General features: G+C 70.8%; 21 protein-coding genes. 11 read left to right on the top strand and 10 right to left on the bottom strand.

The window, feature by feature from the left end; translation table 11 throughout:
- The first annotated feature begins 119 nt into the window (after positions 1-119).
- From BZB76_RS11880 to BZB76_RS11870, 3 genes are all read left to right on the top strand, one after another.
- Positions 120-1,115, top strand: a complete 996-nt coding sequence (locus BZB76_RS11880) for a hypothetical protein (RefSeq protein ID WP_211343001.1) — start codon at positions 120-122, stop codon at positions 1,113-1,115.
- Between the two features lie 470 nt (positions 1,116-1,585).
- Positions 1,586-2,578 carry an NADPH:quinone oxidoreductase family protein gene (locus BZB76_RS11875; protein WP_121434309.1) on the top strand — a complete coding sequence of 331 codons (993 nt, stop codon included), beginning with the start codon at positions 1,586-1,588 and terminating at the stop codon, positions 2,576-2,578.
- 125 nt (positions 2,579-2,703) lie between these two features.
- Positions 2,704-3,699, top strand: a complete 996-nt coding sequence (locus BZB76_RS11870; RefSeq protein ID WP_121434308.1) for a sigma-70 family RNA polymerase sigma factor — start codon at positions 2,704-2,706, stop codon at positions 3,697-3,699.
- 68 nt (positions 3,700-3,767) lie between these two features.
- Here BZB76_RS11870 and BZB76_RS11865 read toward each other — a convergent pair whose 3' ends face one another.
- Entirely contained in the window at positions 3,768-4,220 is a 453-nt protein-coding gene (locus BZB76_RS11865; protein ID WP_121434307.1) for a winged helix-turn-helix transcriptional regulator, read from the bottom strand.
- An 84-nt stretch (positions 4,221-4,304) separates the two neighbouring features.
- Between BZB76_RS11865 and BZB76_RS11860 the strand changes: the two genes are divergently transcribed.
- Complete coding sequence (locus BZB76_RS11860; protein WP_246006889.1) at positions 4,305-5,519, top strand: MFS transporter; 1,215 nt, start codon at positions 4,305-4,307, stop codon at positions 5,517-5,519.
- A gap of 24 nt (positions 5,520-5,543) precedes the next feature.
- Here the strand turns inward: BZB76_RS11860 and BZB76_RS11855 are convergent, their stop codons facing one another.
- The 5 genes from BZB76_RS11855 to BZB76_RS11835 all read right to left on the bottom strand — a co-directional run bounded on the left by BZB76_RS11855 (position 5,544) and on the right by BZB76_RS11835 (position 10,497).
- Positions 5,544-6,356 carry an ABC transporter ATP-binding protein gene (locus tag BZB76_RS11855; protein ID WP_121434305.1) on the bottom strand — a complete coding sequence of 271 codons (813 nt, stop codon included), beginning with the start codon at positions 6,354-6,356 and terminating at the stop codon, positions 5,544-5,546.
- On the bottom strand, positions 6,353-7,402 hold the full coding sequence (locus tag BZB76_RS11850) for a FecCD family ABC transporter permease (protein WP_121434304.1): 1,050 nt from the start codon (positions 7,400-7,402) through the stop codon (positions 6,353-6,355). Before BZB76_RS11850 ends, BZB76_RS11855 begins: the two co-directional genes overlap by 4 nt.
- Positions 7,399-8,430, bottom strand: a complete 1,032-nt coding sequence (locus BZB76_RS11845; RefSeq protein WP_246006924.1) for a FecCD family ABC transporter permease — start codon at positions 8,428-8,430, stop codon at positions 7,399-7,401. The genes BZB76_RS11850 and BZB76_RS11845 overlap by 4 nt, the downstream gene beginning before the upstream one ends.
- A 32-nt stretch (positions 8,431-8,462) precedes the next feature.
- Entirely contained in the window at positions 8,463-9,494 is a 1,032-nt protein-coding gene (locus BZB76_RS11840; protein WP_246006888.1) for an iron-siderophore ABC transporter substrate-binding protein, read from the bottom strand.
- A gap of 229 nt (positions 9,495-9,723) precedes the next feature.
- Positions 9,724-10,497 carry a helix-turn-helix domain-containing protein gene (locus BZB76_RS11835; protein WP_121434302.1) on the bottom strand — a complete coding sequence of 258 codons (774 nt, stop codon included), beginning with the start codon at positions 10,495-10,497 and terminating at the stop codon, positions 9,724-9,726.
- 81 nt (positions 10,498-10,578) lie between these two features.
- On the opposite strand from BZB76_RS11835, the gene BZB76_RS11830 reads away from it, so the two are divergent.
- From BZB76_RS11830 to BZB76_RS11805, 6 genes are all read left to right on the top strand, one after another.
- Complete coding sequence (locus tag BZB76_RS11830) at positions 10,579-11,211, top strand: pyridoxamine 5'-phosphate oxidase family protein (RefSeq protein WP_121434301.1); 633 nt, start codon at positions 10,579-10,581, stop codon at positions 11,209-11,211.
- A 345-nt stretch (positions 11,212-11,556) separates the two neighbouring features.
- Positions 11,557-12,135 (top strand): hypothetical protein, encoded by a 579-nt coding sequence (locus BZB76_RS11825; protein ID WP_246006887.1) that lies wholly within the window; start codon positions 11,557-11,559, stop codon positions 12,133-12,135.
- On the top strand, positions 12,135-13,529 hold the full coding sequence (locus BZB76_RS11820) for a hypothetical protein (RefSeq protein ID WP_121434300.1): 1,395 nt from the start codon (positions 12,135-12,137) through the stop codon (positions 13,527-13,529). Before BZB76_RS11825 ends, BZB76_RS11820 begins: the two co-directional genes overlap by 1 nt.
- Positions 13,526-14,857, top strand: a complete 1,332-nt coding sequence (locus tag BZB76_RS11815) for a vWA domain-containing protein (protein ID WP_121434299.1) — start codon at positions 13,526-13,528, stop codon at positions 14,855-14,857. The genes BZB76_RS11820 and BZB76_RS11815 overlap by 4 nt, the downstream gene beginning before the upstream one ends.
- 189 nt (positions 14,858-15,046) lie before the next feature.
- Positions 15,047-16,165, top strand: a complete 1,119-nt coding sequence (locus tag BZB76_RS11810; protein ID WP_121434298.1) for an ATP-binding protein — start codon at positions 15,047-15,049, stop codon at positions 16,163-16,165.
- Positions 16,166-16,176: 11 nt separating this feature from the next.
- Entirely contained in the window at positions 16,177-19,035 is a 2,859-nt protein-coding gene (locus tag BZB76_RS11805) for a DUF5682 family protein (RefSeq protein ID WP_246006886.1), read from the top strand.
- A gap of 7 nt (positions 19,036-19,042) precedes the next feature.
- Here BZB76_RS11805 and BZB76_RS11800 read toward each other — a convergent pair whose 3' ends face one another.
- Complete coding sequence (locus BZB76_RS11800) at positions 19,043-20,731, bottom strand: MFS transporter (RefSeq protein WP_246006885.1); 1,689 nt, start codon at positions 20,729-20,731, stop codon at positions 19,043-19,045.
- Between the two features lie 390 nt (positions 20,732-21,121).
- On the opposite strand from BZB76_RS11800, the gene BZB76_RS11795 reads away from it, so the two are divergent.
- Positions 21,122-21,538, top strand: coding sequence for a winged helix-turn-helix transcriptional regulator (locus BZB76_RS11795; RefSeq protein ID WP_121434297.1), 417 nt, complete (start codon positions 21,122-21,124; stop codon positions 21,536-21,538).
- A gap of 113 nt (positions 21,539-21,651) precedes the next feature.
- Here the strand turns inward: BZB76_RS11795 and BZB76_RS11790 are convergent, their stop codons facing one another.
- From BZB76_RS11790 to BZB76_RS11780, 3 genes are read right to left on the bottom strand one after another with little or no spacing between them, the layout of a single operon-like run.
- Positions 21,652-22,482 carry an NAD(P)H-binding protein gene (locus tag BZB76_RS11790; RefSeq protein WP_121434655.1) on the bottom strand — a complete coding sequence of 277 codons (831 nt, stop codon included), beginning with the start codon at positions 22,480-22,482 and terminating at the stop codon, positions 21,652-21,654.
- A 22-nt stretch (positions 22,483-22,504) separates the two neighbouring features.
- Positions 22,505-23,185, bottom strand: coding sequence for an SDR family NAD(P)-dependent oxidoreductase (locus BZB76_RS11785; protein WP_121434296.1), 681 nt, complete (start codon positions 23,183-23,185; stop codon positions 22,505-22,507).
- A complete protein-coding gene (locus BZB76_RS11780) occupies positions 23,182-23,637 on the bottom strand; it encodes a nuclear transport factor 2 family protein (RefSeq protein WP_121434295.1) in 456 nt (151 codons plus the stop codon). Before BZB76_RS11780 ends, BZB76_RS11785 begins: the two co-directional genes overlap by 4 nt.
- Positions 23,638-23,659 lie beyond the last annotated feature (22 nt).

Here is a 23,659-nt window from a genome sequence, read left to right as displayed (position 1 = left end):
CGCGGTGAGAGTCGGGGGGCGGCGCAGAGGATCTTCGGTGTCCGCGGAGAGGACGAAAAGGTGCCCGAGGCGCTGGCCGATGTGATCGACGTCCGATTCACCCGTGGGACGATGGCTCCGTGACGACGGTCGAGGGTGCGTTCAGGTGGGCTCGCATCCATGCTGTGCGCCACATGGCCGCGTGCGAGCAGGCTGGTCTGCGATGGGGCGAGACGTCGATCACCGAGATCGTGACCTCCCACGCGGCCAAGGCCGTGACCGTCGTACCCTTCACCCAGCAAGCCGAAGCCCTCAGCGGTGCTGACTGGATCTGGTGGTGGGTGGATGGCCGCGGTGCGTACGGGATGCTCATCCAGGCGAAGCGCGCGACCGTGAGCTGGGGCAAGTGGACGTTCGACTTCGACTACCCGGGCGGCACAGGCGCTCAGCGTTCCACCTTGATGTCAGCGGCGGCGACCTTGGGGCTGCTGCCGGCCTATGCGCTTTATCTCGGGACCGGCGACTACCGGAGTTGGGAGCCGTGCACAAGGGGGCACCGGAGCGGAAGGTGCATCGAGTGCGTCAAGCGTTCGGTCTCCTTGATGCCGGCCCTACTCGCCGAAGCGCTCGTGGTGGACGATGCGGCATCAACCTATGAGCGGTCGGTGGCACTTGAGGAGCTATGGGCGCCGTCCACGACGGGGGCGCTGATCATCCCGGCGGTTCAGGAGCAACTGGCACCGGAGCTGTTGGATTTTCTGTCGACCCGGCAGGACGGTTCGCGCGCCGTGACCCGCGCCATGATCGACCGTGTACTGCGCGCTCGCTTCGGGCAGTTCAGTGCCCCAGCCAGGGGTGATGCGGAGGTGCGCAGAGATGGCGCACATGACGGTTTCGGCCCGGTCTTCGGACGGATGCCGCACGACACCGGCCACTGGGGAATGAGCTACTTCAAGCACATGCTGACCCCTCTACTTCACGCTCCGCCCTGGTATGTCCTGGAGGTCATGTCCGGCGACTTCGACGAGGACGGCTTGGCTGCGGAGATGCCCGCCAACGTTGCAGGCATTGTCATCGTGCGACTTCCCCAGAACGGCCGAGCGCCCTCGCCCACCGCTGCACGCTCGCGTGGGTAGCCGATTCGCAGCACCAACGGACGGCATCCCAACGGCATCGGCCCGTGGCTGCGCACATTGGACGCCTCGGTCTTCGCCTCGACCAAGGCGGGCGCCGCAAAGGACGCGGATAATCTGCTTGCCCTTCTGAGAGTCGTCACGTGGTCGTGCTGGCGGTCCGGCCTCGAAGGCCGGTCGTCCGAACTGGTCGGTCACGTGCGCGGGATGTAGGGGCGAGCCATCCTCTCGGGGTGAAGAAGCAGCCCGAGTCTCCCAGGCGCTCCCCCGCTACTCGGACGTTCTGCACCGCTGCTCTCGGTATGCCTTGAGGACGGTGGTGGGGACCGAGTCAAGCCAGCAGGCCCTTGTGGACGGTCGCGGTGCCGGCATCGGCCGATTCCTTTTCGTGGTGGACGGGGTCTACATGGGTGGGCCGGCCCGCATGTGGCCGGTCTCTCTCATGTAGACCGGGAAAGGAAGGCTGATCGTTAATGGGCGTTCCCGCGACCATGCGCGCGTTGCGGCAGACATCCCTCGACGGGCCGCAGGACATGCGTCTGGTCACCGACGCGCCGGTGCCGACGCCCGGGCCGGGCGAGGTCCTGATTCGCGTCACCGCCGCCGGGGTCAACTTCGCCGACATCTCGAAGGCCCACGGCACGTTTCTGGACGGCCCGCGGCCCCCGTACCTGGCCGGTTTCGAGGCCGCCGGGGAGGTCGTCGCGGTGGGCGAGGCGGTGACAGGACCGCGACCGGGGGCCCGCGTCGTCGGCGTCGGAACCGGCGCTTTCGCCGAGTACATGGTCCTGCTCGCGACAACGGCGATGCCGGTGCCGTCCGGCTGGACGGAGCAGCAGGCACTGGGCCTGGTGGTGAACTGGCCCACCGCGCTGGCCGCACTCAAGCCTCTGGGCGGCATCACCGCAGGGCAGACCGTGCTGATCCACGCCGCGGCGGGCGCGACCGGACAGGCCGCGGTCACCATGGCCCGGCATTACGGTGCGACGGTCATCGCCACCGCCTCGCCGGGCAAGCATGAGACGGTGCTGGCGTTGGGCGCGGAACACGTCCTGGACTCCCGCGACGGCGACATCGCCGCCGAGGTGTCGCGGCTGACCGGCGGCGCGGGCGTGGATGTGGTGCTGGAGTCGGCGGGCGGCGCCACCTTCGAGGTGAGCCTGGCCGCGGCCAAGCGGGTCACCGGCCGGGTCGTCGTCTACGGGGTGGCGGGTGGCGACGCCTCGATCACCAACTGGGAGCTGGTGTACAGGCATCAGGTCCATGTCATCGGCTTCAATATCGGCGTGCTGATCCAGACCGCGCCGCAGATCTTCGGCGAGGTCATGGGTGAGCTGTCCGCGCTCATCGCCGCCGGCGTGCTCACTCCCGGCCAGTCCACCGCGTACGAACTGGCCGACGGCCCGAAAGCGCTCGCGGAGCTGGAAGCCAGGGCGACCATCGGCAAACTGGCCCTGCTGCCATGACCCACGCACAGTTCCCAGGACAGGAGTCGAAACAGATGACCGCTACGCGACTTTCGCGGCATGATCCCGCAGCTCGACCGGTCTGATCGCGGACGCCTCGTGGACCAGATCCATAGGCTCGCGGCGTGACATCGCATCCGCGGGCAGCACCGGATCGAGAGCGGTTCGCCGCCGAGACCGAGCGGTTCCGCCGGGAGTTGTTGGCGCACTGCTACCGCATGGTCGGCTCGGCGCACGACGCCGAGGACCTGGTGCAGGAGACCTATCTGCGGGCGTGGCGGTCCTACTCCGGATTCGAGGGCCGGGCATCGCTTCGGTCCTGGCTCTACAAGATCGCCACCAATGTCTGTCTGACGGCGTTGAAACCGCGCCCGATCCGGGTGCTGCCCTCGGGTCTGACAGGCCCGTACGACGGACCCGATCGTCCGCCGAGTCCTGTCGCGGCGGGCGAGGTCTCGTGGCTGGAACCGCTGCCGGACGCATGGATCGCTCCACCGGCCGACGATCCGGCCGCCGTGGTGATCGAACGCGAGTCGCTGCGGCTGGCGCTCATCGCCGGCCTGCAGCACCTGCCCTCCCGCCAACGTGCGATCCTCATCCTGCGCGAAGTCCTGGCGTTCTCCGCGGCCGAGGTCGCGGAGATCCTCGACACCACCACCGCGGCGGTCAAGAGCGGTCTGCAACGTGCCCGCGCCCGCCTCGACGAGCTGGAGCCCGAGCCCGCGGAACTGCTCGAACCGACCGACCGGCGAGCACGCGCGTTGCTCGACGGCTACATCGCGGCCTTCGAACGCTCCGACGCCGGCCTGCTGGAACGGGTGCTTCGTACCGACGCCACGCTGGAGGCCACGCCGTTCCGCGACTGGCAGGCGGGACGGGACATGTGCGTCCACATCCTCGACGCGTACGTGTTGGGCACACCGGGTGACTGGCGGATGATCGCCACCACCGCCAACGGCCAACCCGCCGCCGTCGTGTATCACCGGGACGCGGACGGCGCCCTCCGAGCCGACGGCGCCGTGGTGCTGGCCCCCACCGCCACCGGCGTCTCCCGGGTGGTCAAGTTCCACGATCCCGCGCTGGCCGCGACGTTCGGTCTCCCGGACGTGCTCGCGCACTGACCCGCCCGCCTGCTCGAACTCCGGGCGTTTCGCAAGGGAACTCCTTTTGGAGATCGGTGGAGTAGCGGTCAGGGGTGGCGTCGTACCGAGGTCGTGTCGCTCGTCAGGGGTGATCCGTCCGCCGTTGCGGGCAGGAGGTCGGGGACGGGGGCGCCGTCGCCGTCGACCAGGACCGAGTGCTTCTCGCCCGCCTCGAAGGCGTGGCGCTCACCCCACTGCCGCAGGGTGACGATCACGGGGAACAGGTCCTTGCCCGCCTGGGTGAGCGCGTACAGACCGCGCCTGCCCGATTCGGCCCGGACCTGGGTGAGCAGGCCACGGGCGGTGAGCTTGCGCAGCCGGTCGGTGAGTATGTTGCGGGCGATGCCGGTGCGCTGCTGGAAGTCGGTGAACGTGCGGGCGCCGTCCATGGCGTCGCGGATGATCAGCAGGCTCCAGCGGTCGCCGACGAGATCGACCGTCCGGGCGACCGGGCAGTTCGGGTCCGTCCATGTGGGGCTCTGCGGGTCGTCGCGCGTCATCACTCCTCCAATGAGTTGCAGAATGCAACTATTCTGCCTTACCCTCCGATCAGTTGCAAAGTGCAACCAAATGGAGGAGTGTCGGTGAACTGGAGAACGAGGTCGTTGCTGGCGGCGGTGTGCGGGGTCGCGGTCGCCGGGGTCTACGCCGGGCAACCGGTTCTGGGTCCGATGGGACGCGATCTGGGCGTGCCGACCGGTTCGCTCGGCTGGTTCGTGGCCATCGGCCAGCTCGGATATCTGACCGGGCTGGTGCTGCTGGTGCCGCTGGGCGACGTCCTCGACCGCAGGCGCCTGATCACCGTCCACCTCGCCCTGGTGGCCGCGGGGCTCGCGGTCACCGCGGTCGCCCCGTTCGCCTGGACGGCGTTCGCCGGACTGGCCGCGGCGGGGGTGTTCGCGGTGGTCGTGCAGACCACCGTCGCGTACACGGCGTCCATCTCCCCGCCCGGCGAGGCCGGTCGAAATCTCGGCATCGTGACCTCGGGCGTGGTGGTCGGCATCCTCGGCGCGCGCATCATCGCGGGAGTGCTGGCGGACGTGTGGGGATGGCGGAGCATCTACCTGACCCTGGCGGTCCTCGCCGCCGTCCTCGCGGTGCTCGTCCGTACCGCGCTGCCCGCGGACGCCCGCCAGGACACGGCCGTGCGGTACGGGCGGCTCCTCCGGTCCTTCGGCGTGATGTTCACCCGGCCGGTGTTCCTCGGCCGCGGGCTGATCGCGTTCTTCCTGTTCGCCTCGTTCGGCACGCTGTGGAGCGGCATGGCACTGCCGCTGGCCGGCGCGCCCTGGCACCTCGGCCAGACGCAGATCGGGCTGTTCGGCGTCGCCGGACTCGCCGGAGCGCTCGGCGCCGCCCGGTCCGGACGCTGGGGCGACAGCGGGCACGCGCGCCGGGTCACCGGCCTCGCGCTGGCGCTCCTGCTCGCCTCCTGGGCCGCGATCGGACAGCTCACCTGGTCACTGCCGTTGCTGATCCTCGGCGTGATCCTGCTCGACTTCGCCGTCCAGGCCGTGCACGTGAGCAACCAGCACACCCTCGCCGGCGCCTACCCCGGCCACACCAGCACCGCCATCGGCGCGTACATGGTCTTCTACTCCCTCGGCTCCGCCGCCGGTGCCGCCGCGACCACGGCCCTGTACGACGTCGTGGGCTGGACGGGCCCCACCGTCCTCGGCGCGACACTCGCACTCTGCGCGCTCGCCGCCTGGGCGCTCAGTCCCGACCCCGCGCCCGCCGCAAGGCCATTGCCTCCGAAAAGCCTCACACCGGTCCCACGTCACCGGACCAAGGCCTGATGACGAGGGGGTGTCGCCGTCCGGTCAGGGGTTCGAGGGGCGGATGTGGTGGCGGCCGATGGGGAGCATCAGGGGGCGGCCGGTGAGGGGGTCTTCGATGATGCGGCTGTCGAGGTTGAATACGGTGCGGACGGTGTCCTCGGTGAGGACTTCGGTCGGGGTGCCGTTGGAATGGACGTGGCCGTCGGCGAGTGCGATGAGGTGGTCCGCGTAGCGGGCGGCGAGGTTGAGGTCGTGCAGGACCATCACGATGGTGGTGCCGCGGGTGCGGTTGAGGTCGGTCAGCAGGTCGAGGATCTCGATCTGGTGGCTGGCGTCGAGGAAGGTGGTGGGCTCGTCCAGGAGGAGCAGGTCGGTCTGCTGGGCCAGTGCCATCGCGATCCAGACACGTTGGCGTTGGCCGCCGGACAGTTCGTCCACGGCCCGGTCGGCCAGGTCCGTCGTCTGCGTCGCCTCCAGCGCCTCGGCCACCGCGGCGTCGTCCCCGCCGTTCCAGCGGGAGAAGAGTCCCTGGTGGGGGTGGCGTCCGCGGCAGACGAGATCGAGCACGGTGATGCCCTCGGGCGCCACCGGCGACTGGGGCAGCACCCCCAGCGTGCGGGCCAGTTCCTTGGCGGGGGTGCGGTGCACCTGCCGGCCGTCCAGGACGACGCGGCCCGCCCGGGGCGTGAGCAGCCGGGACAGGGAACGCAGCAGCGTCGACTTCCCGCAGGCGTTCGCGCCGACGATGACCGTGATCTCGCCGGGCGGCACGGTCAGGTCGAGGGAGTCGATGACGGCGAGGTCACCGTAGCCGAGGGTGAGGCCCTCGGCCACCAGGGTGTGGGACGTGGTCACAGCGAGCCTCCGGCCCGATGGGTGCGGACGATCAGGAACACCAGGTACGGCGCCCCGAGGACGCCGGTGACGACCCCGACCGGGTAGCGGGTGTCGAAGGCGAACTGCCCGGTGAAGTCGGCGGCGAGGACGAGAAGGGCGCCGACGAGTCCGGCGGGCAGGAGCAGGGAGCCGCCCACGCCGACGAGCCGGGCCGCGATGGGGCCGGACAGGAACGCCACGAAGGCGATCGGCCCGGCCGCCGCGGTGGCGAAGGCGATCAGGCCGACGGCGGCGACGATGACCGCGAGGCGGGTGCGTTCGGTCCGGACGCCGAGCGCGGCGGCGGTGTCGTCGCCGAGCCGCAGCGCCGACAGGTCGCGCGCCAGGGACAGCAGGACCGGGGTGAGCACGGCCACCGCGACGACGGCGGGCAGCGCCTGCGCCCAGGTGGTGCCGTTGAGGCTGCCGGTCAGCCAGCGCATGGCCTCCTGGAGGTCCCACTCGGCGGCCCGTGACAGGACATAGGAGGTGACGCTGTCGAGCATCGCGGAGATCCCGATGCCGATCAGGATGAGCCGTGTCCCGGCGACGCCGTCGCGGAACGCGAGCGTGTACATCAGCAGGGCGACGGAGAGCGCGGCGGCGATCGCCAGGACCGACACCTGGGTTCCGCCGAGCGACAGCGACACGATCGCGATGGCCGCCGCGGCGCTCGCCCCCGAGCTGATGCCGATGATGTCGGGGCTGGCCAGGGGGTTGCGGAGCATCGTCTGGAAGGTGACGCCGCCGAGTCCGAACGCGAAGCCAGCGGTGACGGCGAGGACGGCTCGTGGCAGCCGGAGCCGTCCGACCGTGAAGGACGCCCCGGACACCTGTTCGCCGAGCACGACACGGACCACCTCGCCGGGCGGGTAGAAGGTGTGCCCGACCATGAGGGTCACGGCGAACCCGGCGGCGACGAGCAGCGCCAGCGTCACGACGACCAGTCGGCGGCGGGTGGCGCGCCGGCGACGGCCGTGGGCGACGGCCCGGACTGCGGACACCGGGACACCGGTGGCGGTCACAACTCACGCACCTTCTGCCGGCGGACGATATGGATGAAGAACGGGCCGCCGATCAGCGCGGTCACGATGCCCACCTCGATGTCCGCGGGACGGGCCACCACGCGTCCGACGACGTCGGCGGCGGTGAGCAGCGCGGCGCCGGCCAGGGCGGAGAACGGCAGCAGCCAGCGGTGGTCCACGCCGACGAGCAGCCGGCACGCGTGCGGGACGACGAGCCCGACGAAACCGATCGGCCCGGCGACGGCCGTGGACGCGCCGCACAGCACGACGGCGCCGAGGGCGGCCACGGCGCGGACGACGGCGACGCGCTCACCGAGCCCGGCGGCGAGTTCGTCGCCCAGGGCCAGGGAGTTCAGCGCCCGCGCGGACAGCAGGCACAGCGCGAACCCGGCGGCGAGGAACGGCAGCACCTGCCCGATCCGTTCGTAGGACCCGCCGCCCACCCCGCCGATCTGCCAGAGCCGGAAACCCCCGGCGATGTCGTTGCGCGGCAGCACGACCGCGCTGACCAGCGACGCGAACGCCGCCGATGTGGCGGCACCGGCGAGCGCGACCTTGAACGGGGTGGCGCCGCCGCGTCCCAGGGATCCGACCGTGTACACGAAGACGGCCGAGCCGGCGGCGCCCGCCATCGCGACCCAGATGTACCCGGTCGGGGACGCGAGCCCGAAGAACGCGACCGCGGTGACCACGGCCAGGGACGCGCCCATGTTGATGCCCAGGATCCCGGGGTCGGCGAGCGGGTTGCGGGTCACGCCCTGCATGACGGCGCCGGACAGGCCGAGGGCGGCGCCGACCGTCACCGCGAGCAGGGTGCGCGGTATCCGCTTGGCCACCGCCGCCTGCCCGAGGGACTCGTCCGCGCCGCCGAGCGCCGTCCAGACGTCGGACCAGGCGACGTCGCGCGACCCGAAGACCACGGACGCCGCCATGAGCACCGCCAGGACCATGAGCAGGACCGCGAGCCACAGGACCCGGACGCGCGCCGGACGCCGCACGAGGAGAGCGGCGTCCGGCGGACGGTCGATGGAGACCGACCGGTCGGTGTGGACGGACGGTGTCACTTGACCTTGCCGGCGGCCTCGGCGAGCGCCGTGACGTAGTCCTCCAGCACCCAGGAGATCGCCAGGGGCGTCGGGTTAGCGGCGGTTCCGAGGGGCTTGCTCCCGGGCAGCATGTACACCGCGCCGCGCTCCACCGCCGGGATCTTCGACAGGAGCGGGTCCTTGCGCAGCTTCTGCAGCAGGCCGTCGTCGCCGTACCCGACGATGATGTCGACGTCGTCGAACGCGTCGATCTGCTCGGCGCTACGGGTCAGCAGGAACTTGTCGGTGCCCTTGGACGCCTCGGCGACGCTGCCCGGAATCGTCATCCCGAGATCCTTGAAGAACAGCGTGCGGGTGTCGTGGGTGGTGTAGAAGCCGATCTGGCTCAGATCGTTGACGTCGACGTGCGCGAGGAACATCACCGACTTGCCCTTGACCTGCGGGTGCTTCGCGACGACCCCGTTGATCTGGCCCTCCAGGTCGGTGATCAGCTTCTCGCCCTCGGCGGCGAGCCCGATCGCCCTGCTGTTGATCCGGATGATCTCGCGCCACGGGGTCGCCCACGGGGCGTCCGGGTAGGCCACCACGGGAGCGATCTCGCTCAGGGTGTCGTAGTCCTTCTTGGTCAGACCCGAGTAGCCGGCCAGGATCACGTCCGGCCTGGTGTCGGCGACGGCCTCGAAGTCGATGCCGTCGGTCTCGTCGAACAGCACGGGCGTCTTGGCGTTGAGGTCCTTCAGTCGCTTGTCCACCCACGGCAGGAGACCGTCGCCGTTGTCGTCGCCGAAGTCCGCGGAGGCCATCCCGACCGGGACGACGCCGAGCGCCAGGGGCACCTCGTGGTTGGCCCAGTTGACCGTCGCCACCCGCTTCGGCTTCTCCTTGATGGTGACCGTCCCCAGCGCGTGCTTGATCGTCATGGGGAACGTGCCGGCGTCGGCGCTCGCGCCGCTCTTCTTCGTCTCCTTCGAGTCGCCGCAGGCCATGAGGCCGCCCAGCAGGACGACCAGCACCGCGATGACGCGAAGGCCGTGTAGCCGCTTCACTCCGTACTCCACTTCCAGAAATCCGTTGGTGCCGGCCCTCGCACGTCTGGATCGCGGGTGTGCGTCCGTGGAGCGGTCCACCGTACCGCCGCAAGACGATGCTAGTTAGGCAAGCCTTACCTTGCTCGCACCTTAGAAGAGGCGTACGGTCTGTCGCAATCAGCCGTTTCGGACATCCGTTGTAGAGCTTCGGACACCGTGGGGTGCGGGTACCGGCGTCCCGGACGGGTCAGCGCGCGCGGAACGCTCCCGGGGTCAGCCCGGTCGTCCGCCGGAAGGCTGCGCCGAACGCGCTCGCCGAGCGGTAGCCGACCTCCTCGGCGACGGCGTCGATCTCCCAGCCCCGGGCGAGCAACTCGATCGCGTGTTGGGCGCGTACCCTCGCGACCCACCGCACGAAGCTCATGCCCGTCTCGTCGTTGAACGCGCGGCTGATCGTACGAGCGCTCACCCCGAGCCGGACCGCCCAGTCCGCCAGCGTCCGCTGGTCGCCCGGATGCCTCCGGACGGCGTCGGCGATCGGCCGCAACAACCCGCCGGCGGGCATCTGCACGAGCAGCTCGCGCGGGGACGGGACCAGGACGTCCACCACCATCGCCTCGGTCACCGCCCGCGACTCGGGTGCCAGTTCCGTGTCGGCGAGCCGCTCCAGCAGCAACCGCAGGAGCGGTGTGATCTCGACACCGACCGGTGTCGGGGAGATCGAGGACGTGGCGCCGAACCCGAAGAATCCGGCCCGACACCGAGTGCCCGCGGACGCCGAGCCGGAATGCAGCGTGCCCGCGGGCACCCACAGGCCCACGGTGGAGGTGACCGTCCAGATCCGCGACCCCACCACGAACGTCGACGCACCCCGCTCGTTCCAGAGCAGCTCATGGAACGGATGGGAATGCTCGTTCCAGACGATGTCGCGGGTGAAGTCCTCGGCCCAGCTCTGGATCGCCGACGGCATCTCGACCGGTCCCGCCGCCAGGGTGGGCAGCGCGCGGAACTCCCTGGTCACGGAAGTACACGGTCGGACATAAGCGGCATTCTAGGCACCCTGGCGGCAAGGTGGCGGCGTGGGCCCGCATACTGTTGGGCCGTGAAGCCCTCCAAGATCCAGACGGTGCGCACCGAGGCGGAACTCCGGGAGATCATCGAACCGCCCGCGCAGCTCATCTGGGACAAGGACATCGGCCGGATCGACGAACACGCGCGCACGATCATCGCGCACTCGCCGTTCGTCCTGCTGGCGACCTCCAACCCGGACGGGACCTGCGACGTCTCGCCTCGCGGGGACCCCGCCGGATCGGTGCTGGTCCTGGACGACCACCGGCTGGCGCTCGCCGACCGTCCCGGCAACCACCGGGTCGACAGTCTCCGCAACGTGCTGCACAACCCCCACGCCGGGCTGCTGTTCATCGTGCCGGGAATGAACGAGACGCTGCGCGTGAACGGACGCGCGACGCTCGTCTCCGACGCGCCGTTCTTCGACGACCTGACCGTCAAGGGCAAGCGACCGCGCCTCGCCCTCCTCGTCGAGGTCGACGAGCTTTATATGCACTGCGCGAAGGCGTTCCTGCGCGCGTCCCTGTGGGATCCCGAAACCTGGCCGGACCGCAGCACCCTGCCCACTCTCGGACGGATCGCCAAAGACCACCTGGGCCTCAAGGAGATGTCCACGGCATCGATCGACGATGCCCTCGCCCAGGACGCCCGAACGAACCAGTACTGACCTCCGGCTCCACGAGCGGCTCGACTGGGCGTGCCTGCTCCGGGCCAGGCAGGGACCCGCCGCCCCGGAGCATCGCGGTCGCCGCCGGACGACCGCTCAGCCAAAGGCGCGGCCTACCGGGCGGAGCCCGGCGGAGGCCGTCAGATCGACGAGCCCGGCGCCGTAGGCCCCGATCCAGGACGGCGCCTCGTCCACCGGCGTCGCCTCATACGAGGTACGGCGTTGACAAGGGACGTTCTCACCTTGCTCACCGGTAGCCTGCGGGCGGGAGTACGCGGCGCTGGAGACCCCTGACCTGCTGCTCGTCGACCTCCGCGTGTTCTACGGCCGACCGGCTCAAGATCCATGACAGACGGACGCCGGATTCTGTCGGTGGCGGTCGACATCATCGGGCGCATCATCGCGACGGCCGGTTGGAGGTCATGGGTCTTGGACGAGGACGACGGCGCGTGGGAGCGGCGCAGTACCGTGCGGGTGGTGCCGCCCGTCCAGGCACGGAAGCTTGCGAAGGTGCCGTTCGTCGAAATGGCGGACGGTCGGTTGCAGGGCGTGGTGTCGAGCGGGTCCGACGTGTCCCGCGTGTACGTCTCGTCCATCACGGCCGGAACGCACGGCAACAGTTGCAGTACCAACAACAACCGGCCGTGCGGCGGGCTGACCGATTTCTATCTCTGCAAGCACCTCGACGCCCTGGTGACGGAGGGAATCCGCCAGTACGGGCAGGAACGGGTCGCGCGCTACCTGCGCGTCGAGGTCGGTGAGGGCAAGGACCTCATCGACTGCCTGAACAGTCACAAGGACCCGGCACCCGCTGCGGCGGTGTTCAGCCGGTTCCTGCGGCATCTCGCCTACCTGGAGGTACCGGAGAGCACCGAGCCGGTCCCCGAGCTGCACTGGTTTCCGGCGGCGGGGGCGGTGGGCTGATGCTCGCGGTGCAGTTGGGGGAACTGGTCGGCGGCGCGCCCGAGGCCGTCGACGAGGCGCTCGATCTTGTGGCCGGGTTCGACGGCTCGCTCACCGGCGGTCTGGGGCGGATGGGCGACCGGCAGGCGGCGGCGCTGGCGGCGTTCGCGGGCGCGCTGGCCGGCTCGCCGCTCGGCGGACCGGTGGGCGAGGCGGCCGAGAAGGTGGCCGCCGGGTCGATCGGCGACGACCGGCTCGCGGCGCTGGCGGGCGGACGGGCCGCGCTGCTCGGCGCCGTCCACGACGCCCTGCTGGAACGCCTCGACGGCGCACTGGGCAGGTCGAGGTCGCCCTGGGCGGAGCGCGCCGGCGAGCCCGGCGCCGGGACGGCGCCGGAGAATCTGCTGGCCGGGGCGCGGTCGTGGCTGCACGAGCTGGCGATCGCCGGGTGGCGCGGGGTCGACCACGATCTGGTCTCGGCGGCCGGTCAGACGATCGAGGGGCTGTGGGGTGAACCGTCGCTGCGGCGGCTCGCGGTGCTGCTCGACGGTCTTGCCTCGGAGCTGCGGGCGTCCTGCCCGGTCGCGACCATGGATCGCGTACCCGAGCGGCGCTGGGCCGACCTGTGGACGCGGGCCGTCCTGCTCGCCCGCGCCGGGTCGTGGACGGGCGGCGCGGAGCCGGTGTCGGGACGGCTACTGGTGCTGGGCGTGGACGTGCAGGAGCATGGGACGGCCGTCCAGGTGCAGGTCCACGGGGTGCTGGAGCCCGCGGACGGCGGCGAAGCGCGGCTGGTGCGCACCGGTGTGGCGGCGGCGAAGGTCGACACGATCGTCGGCCCGGCGGTGTGGCGGCTGCTCAACGCCTATCCCGTGCTCCTGGCGGCGCTGGCCGAACGGCGCGTCCTGGACGTCGCGGACATGCCGCTGACCACCGGCGGCGACCTCCTCTGGCGAGAGGACGCGGCGCGGGCCGGAGAGCCCGCCGACCCGTTCACCACGGCCCGGGTCCGGCTGGGCGAGGCGACCGCTCCACCCGTCCCGCCGCTGGACCGGCATCCGGTGCGCATCGCCGAGCCGGTGCTGCTGGAGGGTTATAAGTACGGCGACGGCGCCGTCTCGCTCGACGGCACCACCCTGGAGATCGACGGCGGTCGGCTGCCGGCGTGCGGACCGATCACACCAGCGCTGGTGAAGGCGTCCACGGCCTGCATCGGGCTGGTGCGCCGGGACGGCGGCCGGTGGCTGCTCCAGCCCCTCGCGCTCCAGGCCACGATCAAGAAGAAGCCGGTCGAGGCGCACACGGGTGACTGGGCGCTCGGCCCGACGGATCCGAAGGTCGTGAAGGCCGAGGCCCGCGCCGGTGACGCCGTGGCCGTGCTGCGCGAACGCGCGGGAAGGCTGCTGCGGAAATGACCGGCGGTGAAGACGGGACGCACGGAGTCCGCACGTCCGCGGCCGGGGAAGGGCCGGACGCGAACCGGCGGCAGGTGCTCTACTGGCGGCTGATGGCGCGGCTGTTCGCGTCCGATGAGCAGCCCGCGCTCGAATCGGCCAGCGTCGCGATCGTCGACGACCTCGGGTTGCCTCCGGCGCTGCTCGACCCGGGCGTCTCGATGGACAACGTCTTCCAGCGGTTCCCCGAGCTGGAGCCGGAGTTCGACGGCCTGATGGCGCCCGCGGACGACTCCGGTGGCTCCGCCATGCAGGTGCGGCGGGCCGCGCTGGTGTCGAAGCTGCTGCTCAACGTGTTCGGGCCCGGTAATGACAACGGCAATGTGACGGCGACCCAGCTCGCGGCCTGGCAGAAGGACGCCTCATGTCTGAAGGCGGCGCTCGGTGAGGAGGGCGCGCAGGAACTCGCGGGGCCCCTGTCGGAGATGGAGGGTGACCTCGTCAAGCGGATGGCGTTGCGCGAGGTACTGGCCGATCCGAAGCTGGCGGGCAAGCTCTCGCCGAGCATGTCGCTGATCGAGCAGCTGCTAAGGGACAAGGCCAACCTGTCGGGGGTGGCGCTGGCCAACGCCAAGTCGCTGATCCGCCGGTATGTCGACGAGGTCGCCCAGGTGCTGCGCACACAGGTGGAGAAGTCCTCGTCGGGGACCATCGACCGCTCCGTCCCGCCCAAGCGGGTGTTCCGCAACCTCGACATCGACCGCACGATCTGGAAGAACCTCACCAACTGGAGCCCCGAGGACGAGCGGCTCTACGTCGACCGGCTGTTCTACAAGCAGACCGCCAAGCGCACCACGCCCGTGAAGATGATCGTGGTGGTGGACCAGTCGGGCTCGATGGTCGACTCGATGGTGAACTGCACGATCCTGGCGTCGATCTTCGCCGGGCTGCCGAAGGTGGACGTCCACCTGGTCGCCTACGACACGCGTGCGCTGGACCTGACGCCATGGGTCCACGACCCGTTCGAGATGCTGCTGCGCACCAAACTCGGCGGTGGCACCGACGGGCGGGTGGCGATGAACATGGCCCGTCCGAAGATCACCGATCCGCGCGACACGGTGATGGTGTGGATCTCGGACTTCTACGAGTCCGACCCCCCGCAGCTCTTCGAGTGGATCGAGGCGGTGCACCGGTCGGGGGTGAAGTTCATCCCGGTCGGGTCGGTGACCAGCTCGGGCACCCAGATCGTGAATCCGTGGTTCCGGGAGCGCTTCAAGAGGCTCGGCACCCCGGTGATCTCCGGCCGTATCCAGAAGCTGGTGGACGAGCTGAAGAACTTCCTCCCGTGACCCCCGCGGCGGCCGGGCCCTGAGCCGCGTGCTCGCGCCGCCGGGCAAGAACCGTCCCGAACAAGAACCAGCCTTGCAAGAACCCTGACCGCCCGAGAGCGCTGCCGTATCCGGAGGCCCGACCTGCCGGAGAACGCCGCCGCACCGGGAAACCTGATCTGCCCGACGTCCCGAAAGACGAGGAGAGCCATGTCCGACGAACTGCTGCGCGCGCCCGCCGAGGCCAAGTACGCCGAGGAGCTCGACTACCTGGAGTCGGTCGACGACGGTGCCAAGCCGTTCGCGTGGCGGCTCAGCCCCCGGATGGTGCGGCTGTTCGTGCTCGGGTCCGAACGCTCGGACGGCCTCGACCGGGAGATCGACCAGAAGTGGTTCGGCGACCGGAGCTTCGTCGAGCGCGCCATCGTGACGCTGGCGTCCGACCGCGGCCTGCTGCTGATCGGCGACCCCGGCACCGGTAAGAGCTGGCTGGCCGAGCTGCTGTCCGCCGCGATCTCCCGTAACTCCACCCTGGTCGTCCAGGGCACGGCCGGCACGACCGAGGACCACATCAAGTACTCGTGGAACGTCTCCATGGTGATCGCCAAGGGGCAGTCCAGGGAGTCGCTGATCCCGTCCCCGATCATGACCGCGATGGAGCAGGGCGTGATCGGCCGGTTCGAGGAGCTGACCCGTTCCACCAGTGACGTCCAGGACGCGCTGATCTCGATCCTGTCGGAGAAGTACGTCTCGATCCCGGAGCTGGACGATGACAACATCGTCTTCGCCAAGCCCGGTTTCTCGATCATCGCGACGGCCAACAGCCGGGACCGCGGCGTCAACGACCTGTCGTCGGCGCTGAAGCGGCGGTTCAACTTCGTCCGCATCCCGGTGGTGACCAACAAGAAGAGCGAGGCGGAGATCGTCCGGTTCCGCACGGCGGAGCTGATGCGGCGGCACTCGATCGAGCTGGACGTCCCGCCGACGCTGCTGGACATCCTGCTGCAGAGCTTCGCCGACCTGCGCGCCGCGTCCACCTCGGCGACCAGCGACGACGAGAAACTGGAGTCGGCGCTGTCCACGGCCGAGCAGATCGGCGTGCTGGAGGACGCGATCCTGCACAGCCAGTTCTTCGGCGACCGCGCGTTGAAGGCCGAGACCCTGGCGAGCTCCCTCGTCGGCTCGCTCGCCCGCCGCTCCCCCGAGGACCTGGCCATTCTCAACAAGTTCTGGCACGGCGTGGTCGAGCCCCGTGGCCGCAAGGACGAGGGCGGCCCCTGGGAGGGCTTCCTGGAAGGCGGCCGCGAAGCGATCGCGAAGCTGTCGTGACCGGGCCCCACATGACCGAGAACGACACGAGCAGGGCCGGGGAGAGTGGGGCGGGTGTGAGCGAGGTCGGAGCCGTCGAGACCGCGGGGCCGTTCGGGGCGCTGCGGGAGCAGCTGCTGGGGGCCGCCGAGGAGTTCGCCGGTGGGCCGCGCGGGCTGCCGGACATTCTCGCCGGGCTGGTGGACGACGTCGACCGGGCGCTGCGCGAGGAGCTGGAGATCTTCCCGGTCTGCCACCACTCGCCCGCCTCGGCGCTGGCGATGGCACGGCGGCTGCGGGAGAAGCAGCCGCGGGTGATCTACCTGGAGCTGTGCGAGGACCTGCGCCCCCTGCTGGACGAGCTGCGCAACTGCCGGCTGCCCGTGGCGCTGCAGGCGTTCGCGTCCGAAGTGGACGGCTTCCCGCAGGACCAGGCGCCGCTGAGCGTGGTCGCGCCGATCACCGAGGCGTCGGCCGAGTACCAGGCGATCGCCTACGCCCTGGAGACCCCGGACGTGGAGCTGGTGCTGGTCGACCGTTCGTCCGACCACGTCTTCCAGTGGGAACCTCTGGAGCGTCCCGACGAGTCGCCCGCCCGAGCCGGTGAGGACGAGGAGGACGGGGCCCTGCACGGTGACGCGATCGGAATCGAGATCGGCGAGCTGCGTCCCGGGTTCGCCGAACTGGAGGAGCATCTGCTGCGGCACGGCAAGGTGCGGCACTGGTCCGAATGGTGGGACCAGTACGTCGAGCAGCCGTTGACCGGCGCCGACCACGACACCTACCGGCAGGTCATGGTCCTGATCGGCAGCCTGTTCCGGCGGCTGCGGCCCGGCGACGACCGGCGCCTGGCCACCGACGAGGACCGCGAGCGGTACATGTGGACGCGGATCCGCGAGCATCTCGCCTCGTCGGGCGCCGACCCGTCCCGCTGCCTGCACGTGTGCGGCGCCTTCCACGCCGCCAGCCGTGTGGAGCAGTTCGGGCTCCGGTCCACGGCGGGCTTCGACATCACGCCGCGCACCGCGACCCGGTGGCAGTACGGGCTGATCCCGTCCAGCCACTCGGCGATCGAGGCGCAGTTCGGGCTGGCGCCGGGTTCGGTGTCGGTCGCCGCGACGACCTGGGAGAAGGCGCTCAAGCGTACGCGGGTCAAGCCGTTCCGCCTGGCCGGGCAGCGCGGCACGCGCAAGACCGCCGCGCCGAAGCCGGCGGCGCCCGTTCCCGCGGCTCCGGTGGCCGACCGGCTGAGCGGGTTCCTGTCGAACGCGCCCGCGCCGGACGGCCCGGACGAGGCCGAGCTGCTCGGCTGGTGCGTGGACATCGTCCGGCTGGCGCGCCGTAACGGCTACCTGTCCAGCACGGCCGACGCGATCGCGGTGTACGAGACGTCGATGCTGCTGGCCGCGTTGCGGGGGCGCGCCCGTCCCACGCCGTACGACTTCCAGGACGCGGCGATCACCTGTATCGAGAAGGACTCCGTGCCCGGCCGCCGCGACGTCCGGCGGCTGTGCGAGATCCTGCTCGGCGGCGACCGGATCGGCCAGGTCGGCTACGAGGCGCTGCCGCCACTGGCGAAGGACGTCTTCGACCGGCTCCGTCCGCTGGGCCTCGCCCTGGACAAACGCCAGATCCAGCGGGCCCTGCTCGACTTCGCGACCGAACCCGACCTCGCACCCTGCTCCGACCTTCTGTGGGTGCTGCGTCGCCTCCTGCCCGACGACGCCGTCCGCCCGATCATGGGCTCGCGCCGCCTGGGCGAACGCCCGGTCCAGGAGAGCTGGGACCTGGCGATCGGCCGCAACCAGCGCCATCTCGTCGAACTCGGCTACGAGGGCGTCACCGTCGAGCAGGTTCTGGAGCAGCGACTGCGCAAGTCCGTCCACAGCCCGAAGGCGACGGCCGCCACGGCACTGGAAGCGGTCGAGGAGTCCCTCCTCTACCTGCGCAGTCGCCGCTTCACGAACGAGCTCGGCACCCGCGCGGTCGAGCTGCTCTCGAGCGAACGCACCGTGGACGACGCCCCCGAGGTCCTGCGCCGTGTCCGGCGGCTCCTCACCCACTACAGGGCGACGGAACCGGCTCTTCCGCGCTGGTGCGAAGACTTTGTGACCACCGGCTACGCCCACTACTGCACGCTGCTGCCCACGGCGTTCACCGCCGACGACACCGGCGTACGGCAGGTCGCGGCGATGCTGGGCTTCCTGGTCAGCCTGGAAAGCCTGGCGATCTCGCTGGGGTGCGACCACACCCAGCTGGAACTGGCGGTCAAGCAGTCCCATCCCGAGGATCCGGCCAAGGTCGCCCTGCTGTGGGCGGCCGAGTCGCAGCTGGGCCTGCTCCCGCTCGCCGACCTGCGTCGGCGCTGCGACGAACTGCTGGACAACCCCATGCTGGTCGGTGCGTTCCCGCAGTACCTGAGCGGCTTCGTGCAGGCCCTGGACGCCGTCCCGTCGCTCTCCCCGCTGGTCGTGGAGCTGCTGTCCAAGGCGTTCGGACGCCTGCCCGACACGGTCCTGCTGCCCTGGCTGCCCAGGTTGATCACCACGCTCAAGGACCAGGCCGCGGAGATGCTCCCCGTCCTGATCCGCGAGGCCGACCGCACCTTCCCGGCCACCCTCCCGGCCGTGGACGCCTGGACACCTCCCTGGACTACTTCTCCAGAACCTCCCGAGTCCCGGCGACCCGCGCCGACCAACACGGCGATGGCATCGTTCCTGGCCACGTACGGCGAGCCCGTTTCCGCGACAGCGACTCTGCTGGGCTACGACCCGTCCTGGCCGGACCCGGCGGAACCCACGACGACCGCACACTCACCCGCGGTCGACTCGCTGATACGCGCCCACCCGGAAACCGCCGAAGCGACCGCCGCACTCCTTGCCGACTCCTGATCCGTTGTCACGGGTCGACCGCCCTACGGCCTCGCGGGCGCGGCCACGACCCACGGCGCCGTTCGGCGGCTTCGACGCGAACGGCTACGGCCGCGAACTCGGCGTCGGCGGCATCGAGGAGTTCACCTCGGTGTCCGCGTCGAGCACCTGACCTGGAGCGGGACCACCGGCTTCGTCCGGGGACGACGGAGCCGGTGGTCCAGGGGTCCCGGCCGCGACGGGGGGGGCGACGGCCGGGAGGCGCGGCGGCGTCCGAGGGCTCCGCGGACTTCTGGACGGGCGCCGGAGCGGGCTCGGGCTTCTTCAGCAGCAGGCACAGGAACGCCGCGGCGGCGACGGCGCCGCCGGCCACCCAGCCGGCGGCTCGCAGGCCGTCCAGGACGTCCGCCGTGGGCAGGCGCCCGTCCGGCCCGGCGTGCAGGCCGTCGGTGACGACCGCGATCAGCGCCGCCAGGCCCACCGCGCCGCCGACCTGCCGCGTGGTCATGGCCATCGCGGCGCTGACGCCCTGCTCCAGCGGGGAGACGCCCGCGCCCGCGCCCGCCAGCACGGCGGGGATGGCCAGCGCGCCGCCGATGGACCAGACGGCGAGCCCCGGCAGCAGCAGCCAGTACGAGCCGTCGGCGACGAACGCGGTGGCGAGGATCGCCGCGCCGATGCCCGTCACGAGGACGCCGAGGAACATCGTGGTGCGCAGCCCCCGCTTGTTCATGATGACGGTGCTGAACTTCAGCGCGAACACCATGGAGATGATCGTGGGCGGCAGGAACGCCAGGCCGGCGGACATCGGGCTGTAGTTCAGGACGTCCTGCAGGTAGGTGGTGAACAGGTAGTACACGCCGACGAGGCTGCCCTGGTAGAAGAACGCGGCGCCCATGGTGACGGCGAGGCTGCGGTGCTTGAGCAGCCGCAGCGGCATCAGCGCGTCCCGGCTGCGGCCCTCCACGATGAGGAAGGCGGCGAGCAGGGCGAGGCCCGCGGCGACCGCGCCGGCGCCCTCCGGCGTTCCCCAGCCCACGTCCGGGCCGCTGGCCAGGCCGAACACGATCAGCGTCGCGCCCGCGGTGGCCAGCAGGGCGCCGACGACGTCGAAGTCGCGGCCCGCTCCGAGCGGCGGGGACGCGGGCAGCACGGCGGGTGCGAGCAGCGCGCCGGCGACCGCGAGCGGGATGTTGACGAAGAAGATCCACTCCCAGCCGGCGTAGTCGGTGAGGACGCCGCCGAGCAGCGCGCCCGCCGACAGCCCGGCGCCGCCGATCGAGCCGTAGACGACGAGCGCGCGGTTGCGCATGGGCCCTTCGTCGAAGCCGATGAAGATCAGCCGCAGGGTGGCGGGGGTGAGCAGCGCGCCGCCGAGCCCCTGCGCGGCGCGCGCGGCGACGAGCACGCCCGTCCCCCCGGCGAGCCCGCCGACCAGCGAGGACACCGCGTAGACCAGCAGGCCGACGATGAACATGCGGCGGGCGCCGAGCCGGTCGGCCGCGCGGCCGCCGAACAGCAGCAGGCCGCCGAGCGCGACCACGTAGGCGTTGACCACCCACTGCAGATTGTGCGCGTCGAAATTCAGTTCCCTGCCGATATCGGGCAGGGCGACGAACACGATGTTGAAATCGAGCGTGATGACGAACTGGGCCAGCGCCAGGAGCGCTATCCGCTGCCCTGGCCCGCTTTTCGCCGAGTCGGTGGAAGCGACCACTGGTCTGCCTCTTCCTCTTCCGTTTGCGCCGTCTCTGTCTGTGAATTCCGGTGGCGGTGGTGTGAACGAAGTCCGCGCGTCCTGGTGGCCGCGCGTGCTCCCGCCGCGCGGGGCCGGGCTCGGCACATCTTCCGTCACCGTCGGCGCTACGCGGAAGGAGGAAGTTTCCTGTCACAGAGGAACTCCCATGTGACCGACCAGGACATCCCAACTGTGGAGGATCGGATTCCAAAGATCATCTTCTCGTATGCGAACGGCCGCCCACGGGACGCGTGGGGCATCCGAGTCGCACCGAGCGAGGTCGAGGGTCACCATTTCTACCCTCAGGGCATCCCTTGTTACGTCCTTCGTGCTCTGGCAGTCTGTGCGGAGACGGAAGGAGGCATTTTCTTGCCACAGAGGAATTCGCGTGTTTCCCCGGAGGACGTGCACCCGGTGGCATGCCCGATCCGTGAGATCATCGACAGCGTCGCGGGAAAGTGGAGCGTACAGATCGTGCTGCTCGCGGTGTCCAAGGGGCCCGTCCGCTTCACCGAGTTCGAGCGGGCGATCGAGGGCATCAGCCGGCGCATGCTGACCCTGACGCTGCGCAACCTGGAACGGGACGGGCTGCTGATCCGCACCGTGTACCCGACCGTCCCACCGAAGGTCGAGTACAGCGCCACCGAAATGGCCTGCGAACTGAAGGGCGCCTTCGAACAACTGGCTGCGTGGGCGCTACGCCACCAGGAGGCGATCGGAGCCGCCCGGGAAGCCTATGACCGGGCGCGCGCGAAGCCCGTCGCCGTCGGCGACGGAGCGGGCTGACCCGAGCACACTCGAAATACACCCGCCCCCACAAAGGCATTACGTCCGCGGGTGACCATGGTTCCGGTCAGTCGCGGACGTAAATCGAGATTCTTTGTGGGTGGCGAGGGGTTTCAGCGGAAGTCGTCCGCGTGGGCTCGGGCCCACTGCTCGAAGGTGCGGGGCTCGTGGCCGGTGACCTCGCGGACGGTCGGACGGACGATCGACTCGTCGAGCGAGCCGTTCACGTAGAAGTCGAAGAACGCGTCCACGTATTCGGCGGGCATTTCGGTGAGCATGTCGGCGCGTGCCTCGTCGTTCGTCAGGCCCACGAACGTCAGGTCGCGGCCGAGGACCTCGCCCAGTACCGCGACCTGCTCGGCGGGGCGGATCGCGACCGGGCCGGTCGGCCGGAGGATCTCGCCGTGGTACTCGTCCGACAGCAGCGCGCGGGCGGCCACGGCGCCCAGGTCGTACGGGTCGACGCTCGCCGTGGGAACGTCCGGAAACGGGACTCTCACCTGGTCACCAGACCTCAACTGTGGCAGCCAGCGCAGAGCGTTGGACATGAACGCGCTCGGCCGCAGGAACGTCCACGGCAGCCCGGACTCCCGCACGGCGGCCTCGGACGCGGCCATGTACCGGGTCACCGCGTTGGTCATGTCGCCGAGTCCGGCGGAGCCGCCCGACAGCAGCACGACGTGCTCGACTCCCGCGCGGCGAGCCTCGGCCAGCAGGCCCGGCATGTCCGCGTACCCGGGGAGCAGGAACACCCCGCGGGCGCCGTCGAGGGCCCCGGTCATGCTCTCCGGACGGTTGAGGTCGCCGGTCACGGCTTCGACGCCGTCCGGCAGCCGCGCAGCGCCCGGGTCACGCACCAGCGCCCGGACGGGTCGACCGGCCGCGGCCAGGGCCCGGACCACCTCGGAGCCGACATTGCCCGTCGCGCCCGTCACCAAGATCATCGCATCGTCCTTCATCAGGGGGTCACCAAGGGAGGGGGCGGCCGTCGCGGAAGAAGCCGCCGGTCGGGCCGCCGTCGGGGAGCGTGGCCGCCCAGACGACACCGGCCGCGCCCGCGGAGACGGGACGGCCGCCGGGGCCGCCCATGTCCGTCGCGACCCACCCCGGGCAGATCGCGTTCACCAGGACGCCGTCGCCGCGCAGTTCGGCCGCGAGCATCCGGGTCAGCGCGTTGAGGGCCACCTTCGTGGTGTTGTACGCCGGGGTGCCGCCGCCCATGTTGGTCAGCGAGGCCGCCTCGCTGGACACGTTCACGATCCGGGGATGCGCGCTGCCGCGCAGCAGCGGCAGCAGCGCCTGGGTCAGTCGCCAGGGCCCGTACAGGTTCGTCTCGGCGGCCTCGCGGACGACGTCCAGGTCGGCCGACACGGCGCCCTGCCAGGTGTCGTAGGTGATCGCGGCATTGTTGACCAGGGCGTCCAGGCGTCCGTACCGTTCCGCGACGGTGGCCGCGGCCTCCTCGATGCCGACCGCGGAGGTCACGTCCAAGCGGAGCGGGACGACATCGCCGTCGAGTTCCCCGGCCGCGCGCTCGGCCGCCCCCGGCGATCGGGCGGTGAGCAGGACGGTGTGCCCGAGCGCGGCGAGGGCGCGGCACACCTCCCGGCCGATCCCCCGGTTGCCGCCGGTCACGAGCGCGATCATCCCTGTCCCGCCGCCAGGGTCATCAGGTGCCTGTTGCCGTCGCCCCAGGTGGCGGTCATCACCACGACGCCGATCCGCCATGTGCCGTCCGACCGGACCAGCTCGAAGCGGTAGGTGCCGCCGAGCGTCCACAGCGACGAGCCGAAGGGGTCGGTGCGGCGGTGGGTGGCCTGGAACGCGGCCGTGCAGACGGCGGTGTCCCCGTCGACGGTGACCAGATGGTTCGTGATCAGGTGCTGGGTGGCGTCGAAGGCGCCGAGGACGCCCGACCACGCCTCGACGATCTGCGCGGGAGTCAGGACCGCTGGTTCGCCGCCGTTCAGGCTGGTGTAGTCCAGGGTCACCGAGTCCGCGAACACCTCGCCCAGCCGGTCCCATTCACGCTGGTCGGCGTGCCATGCCAGCCGGGTGCAGGTCTCGATGATCGCAAGGCGATCCGCGGTGTCGCTCATGCGGCCATCCTGGCGTCGAGTT

The sequence above is a fragment of the Actinomadura pelletieri DSM 43383 genome (assembly GCF_003634705.1).
In the GTDB taxonomy this organism is placed as follows: Bacteria; Actinomycetota; Actinomycetes; order Streptosporangiales; family Streptosporangiaceae; genus Spirillospora; species Spirillospora pelletieri.
Note: the sequence above shows the minus strand (reverse complement) of the source record. Positions and strands in the feature narration are given on the sequence as shown.

What these genes read in the sequence shown, in the direction of transcription:
- BZB76_RS11815 (WP_121434299.1), top strand. Translation starts at nt 13,526, where the DNA reads ATGACCGGCGGTGAAGACGGGACGCACGGAGTCCGCACGTCCGCGGCC.
- BZB76_RS11780 (WP_121434295.1), bottom strand. Translation starts at nt 23,637, where the DNA reads ATGAGCGACACCGCGGATCGCCTTGCGATCATCGAGACCTGCACCCGG.
- BZB76_RS11785 (WP_121434296.1), bottom strand. Translation starts at nt 23,185, where the DNA reads ATGATCGCGCTCGTGACCGGCGGCAACCGGGGGATCGGCCGGGAGGTG.
- BZB76_RS11820 (WP_121434300.1), top strand. Translation starts at nt 12,135, where the DNA reads ATGCTCGCGGTGCAGTTGGGGGAACTGGTCGGCGGCGCGCCCGAGGCC.
- BZB76_RS11875 (WP_121434309.1), top strand. Translation starts at nt 1,586, where the DNA reads ATGGGCGTTCCCGCGACCATGCGCGCGTTGCGGCAGACATCCCTCGAC.
- BZB76_RS11865 (WP_121434307.1), bottom strand. Translation starts at nt 4,220, where the DNA reads ATGACGCGCGACGACCCGCAGAGCCCCACATGGACGGACCCGAACTGC.
- BZB76_RS11790 (WP_121434655.1), bottom strand. Translation starts at nt 22,482, where the DNA reads ATGATCTTGGTGACGGGCGCGACGGGCAATGTCGGCTCCGAGGTGGTC.
- BZB76_RS11825 (WP_246006887.1), top strand. Translation starts at nt 11,557, where the DNA reads ATGACAGACGGACGCCGGATTCTGTCGGTGGCGGTCGACATCATCGGG.
- BZB76_RS11810 (WP_121434298.1), top strand. Translation starts at nt 15,047, where the DNA reads ATGTCCGACGAACTGCTGCGCGCGCCCGCCGAGGCCAAGTACGCCGAG.
- BZB76_RS11805 (WP_246006886.1), top strand. Translation starts at nt 16,177, where the DNA reads ATGACCGAGAACGACACGAGCAGGGCCGGGGAGAGTGGGGCGGGTGTG.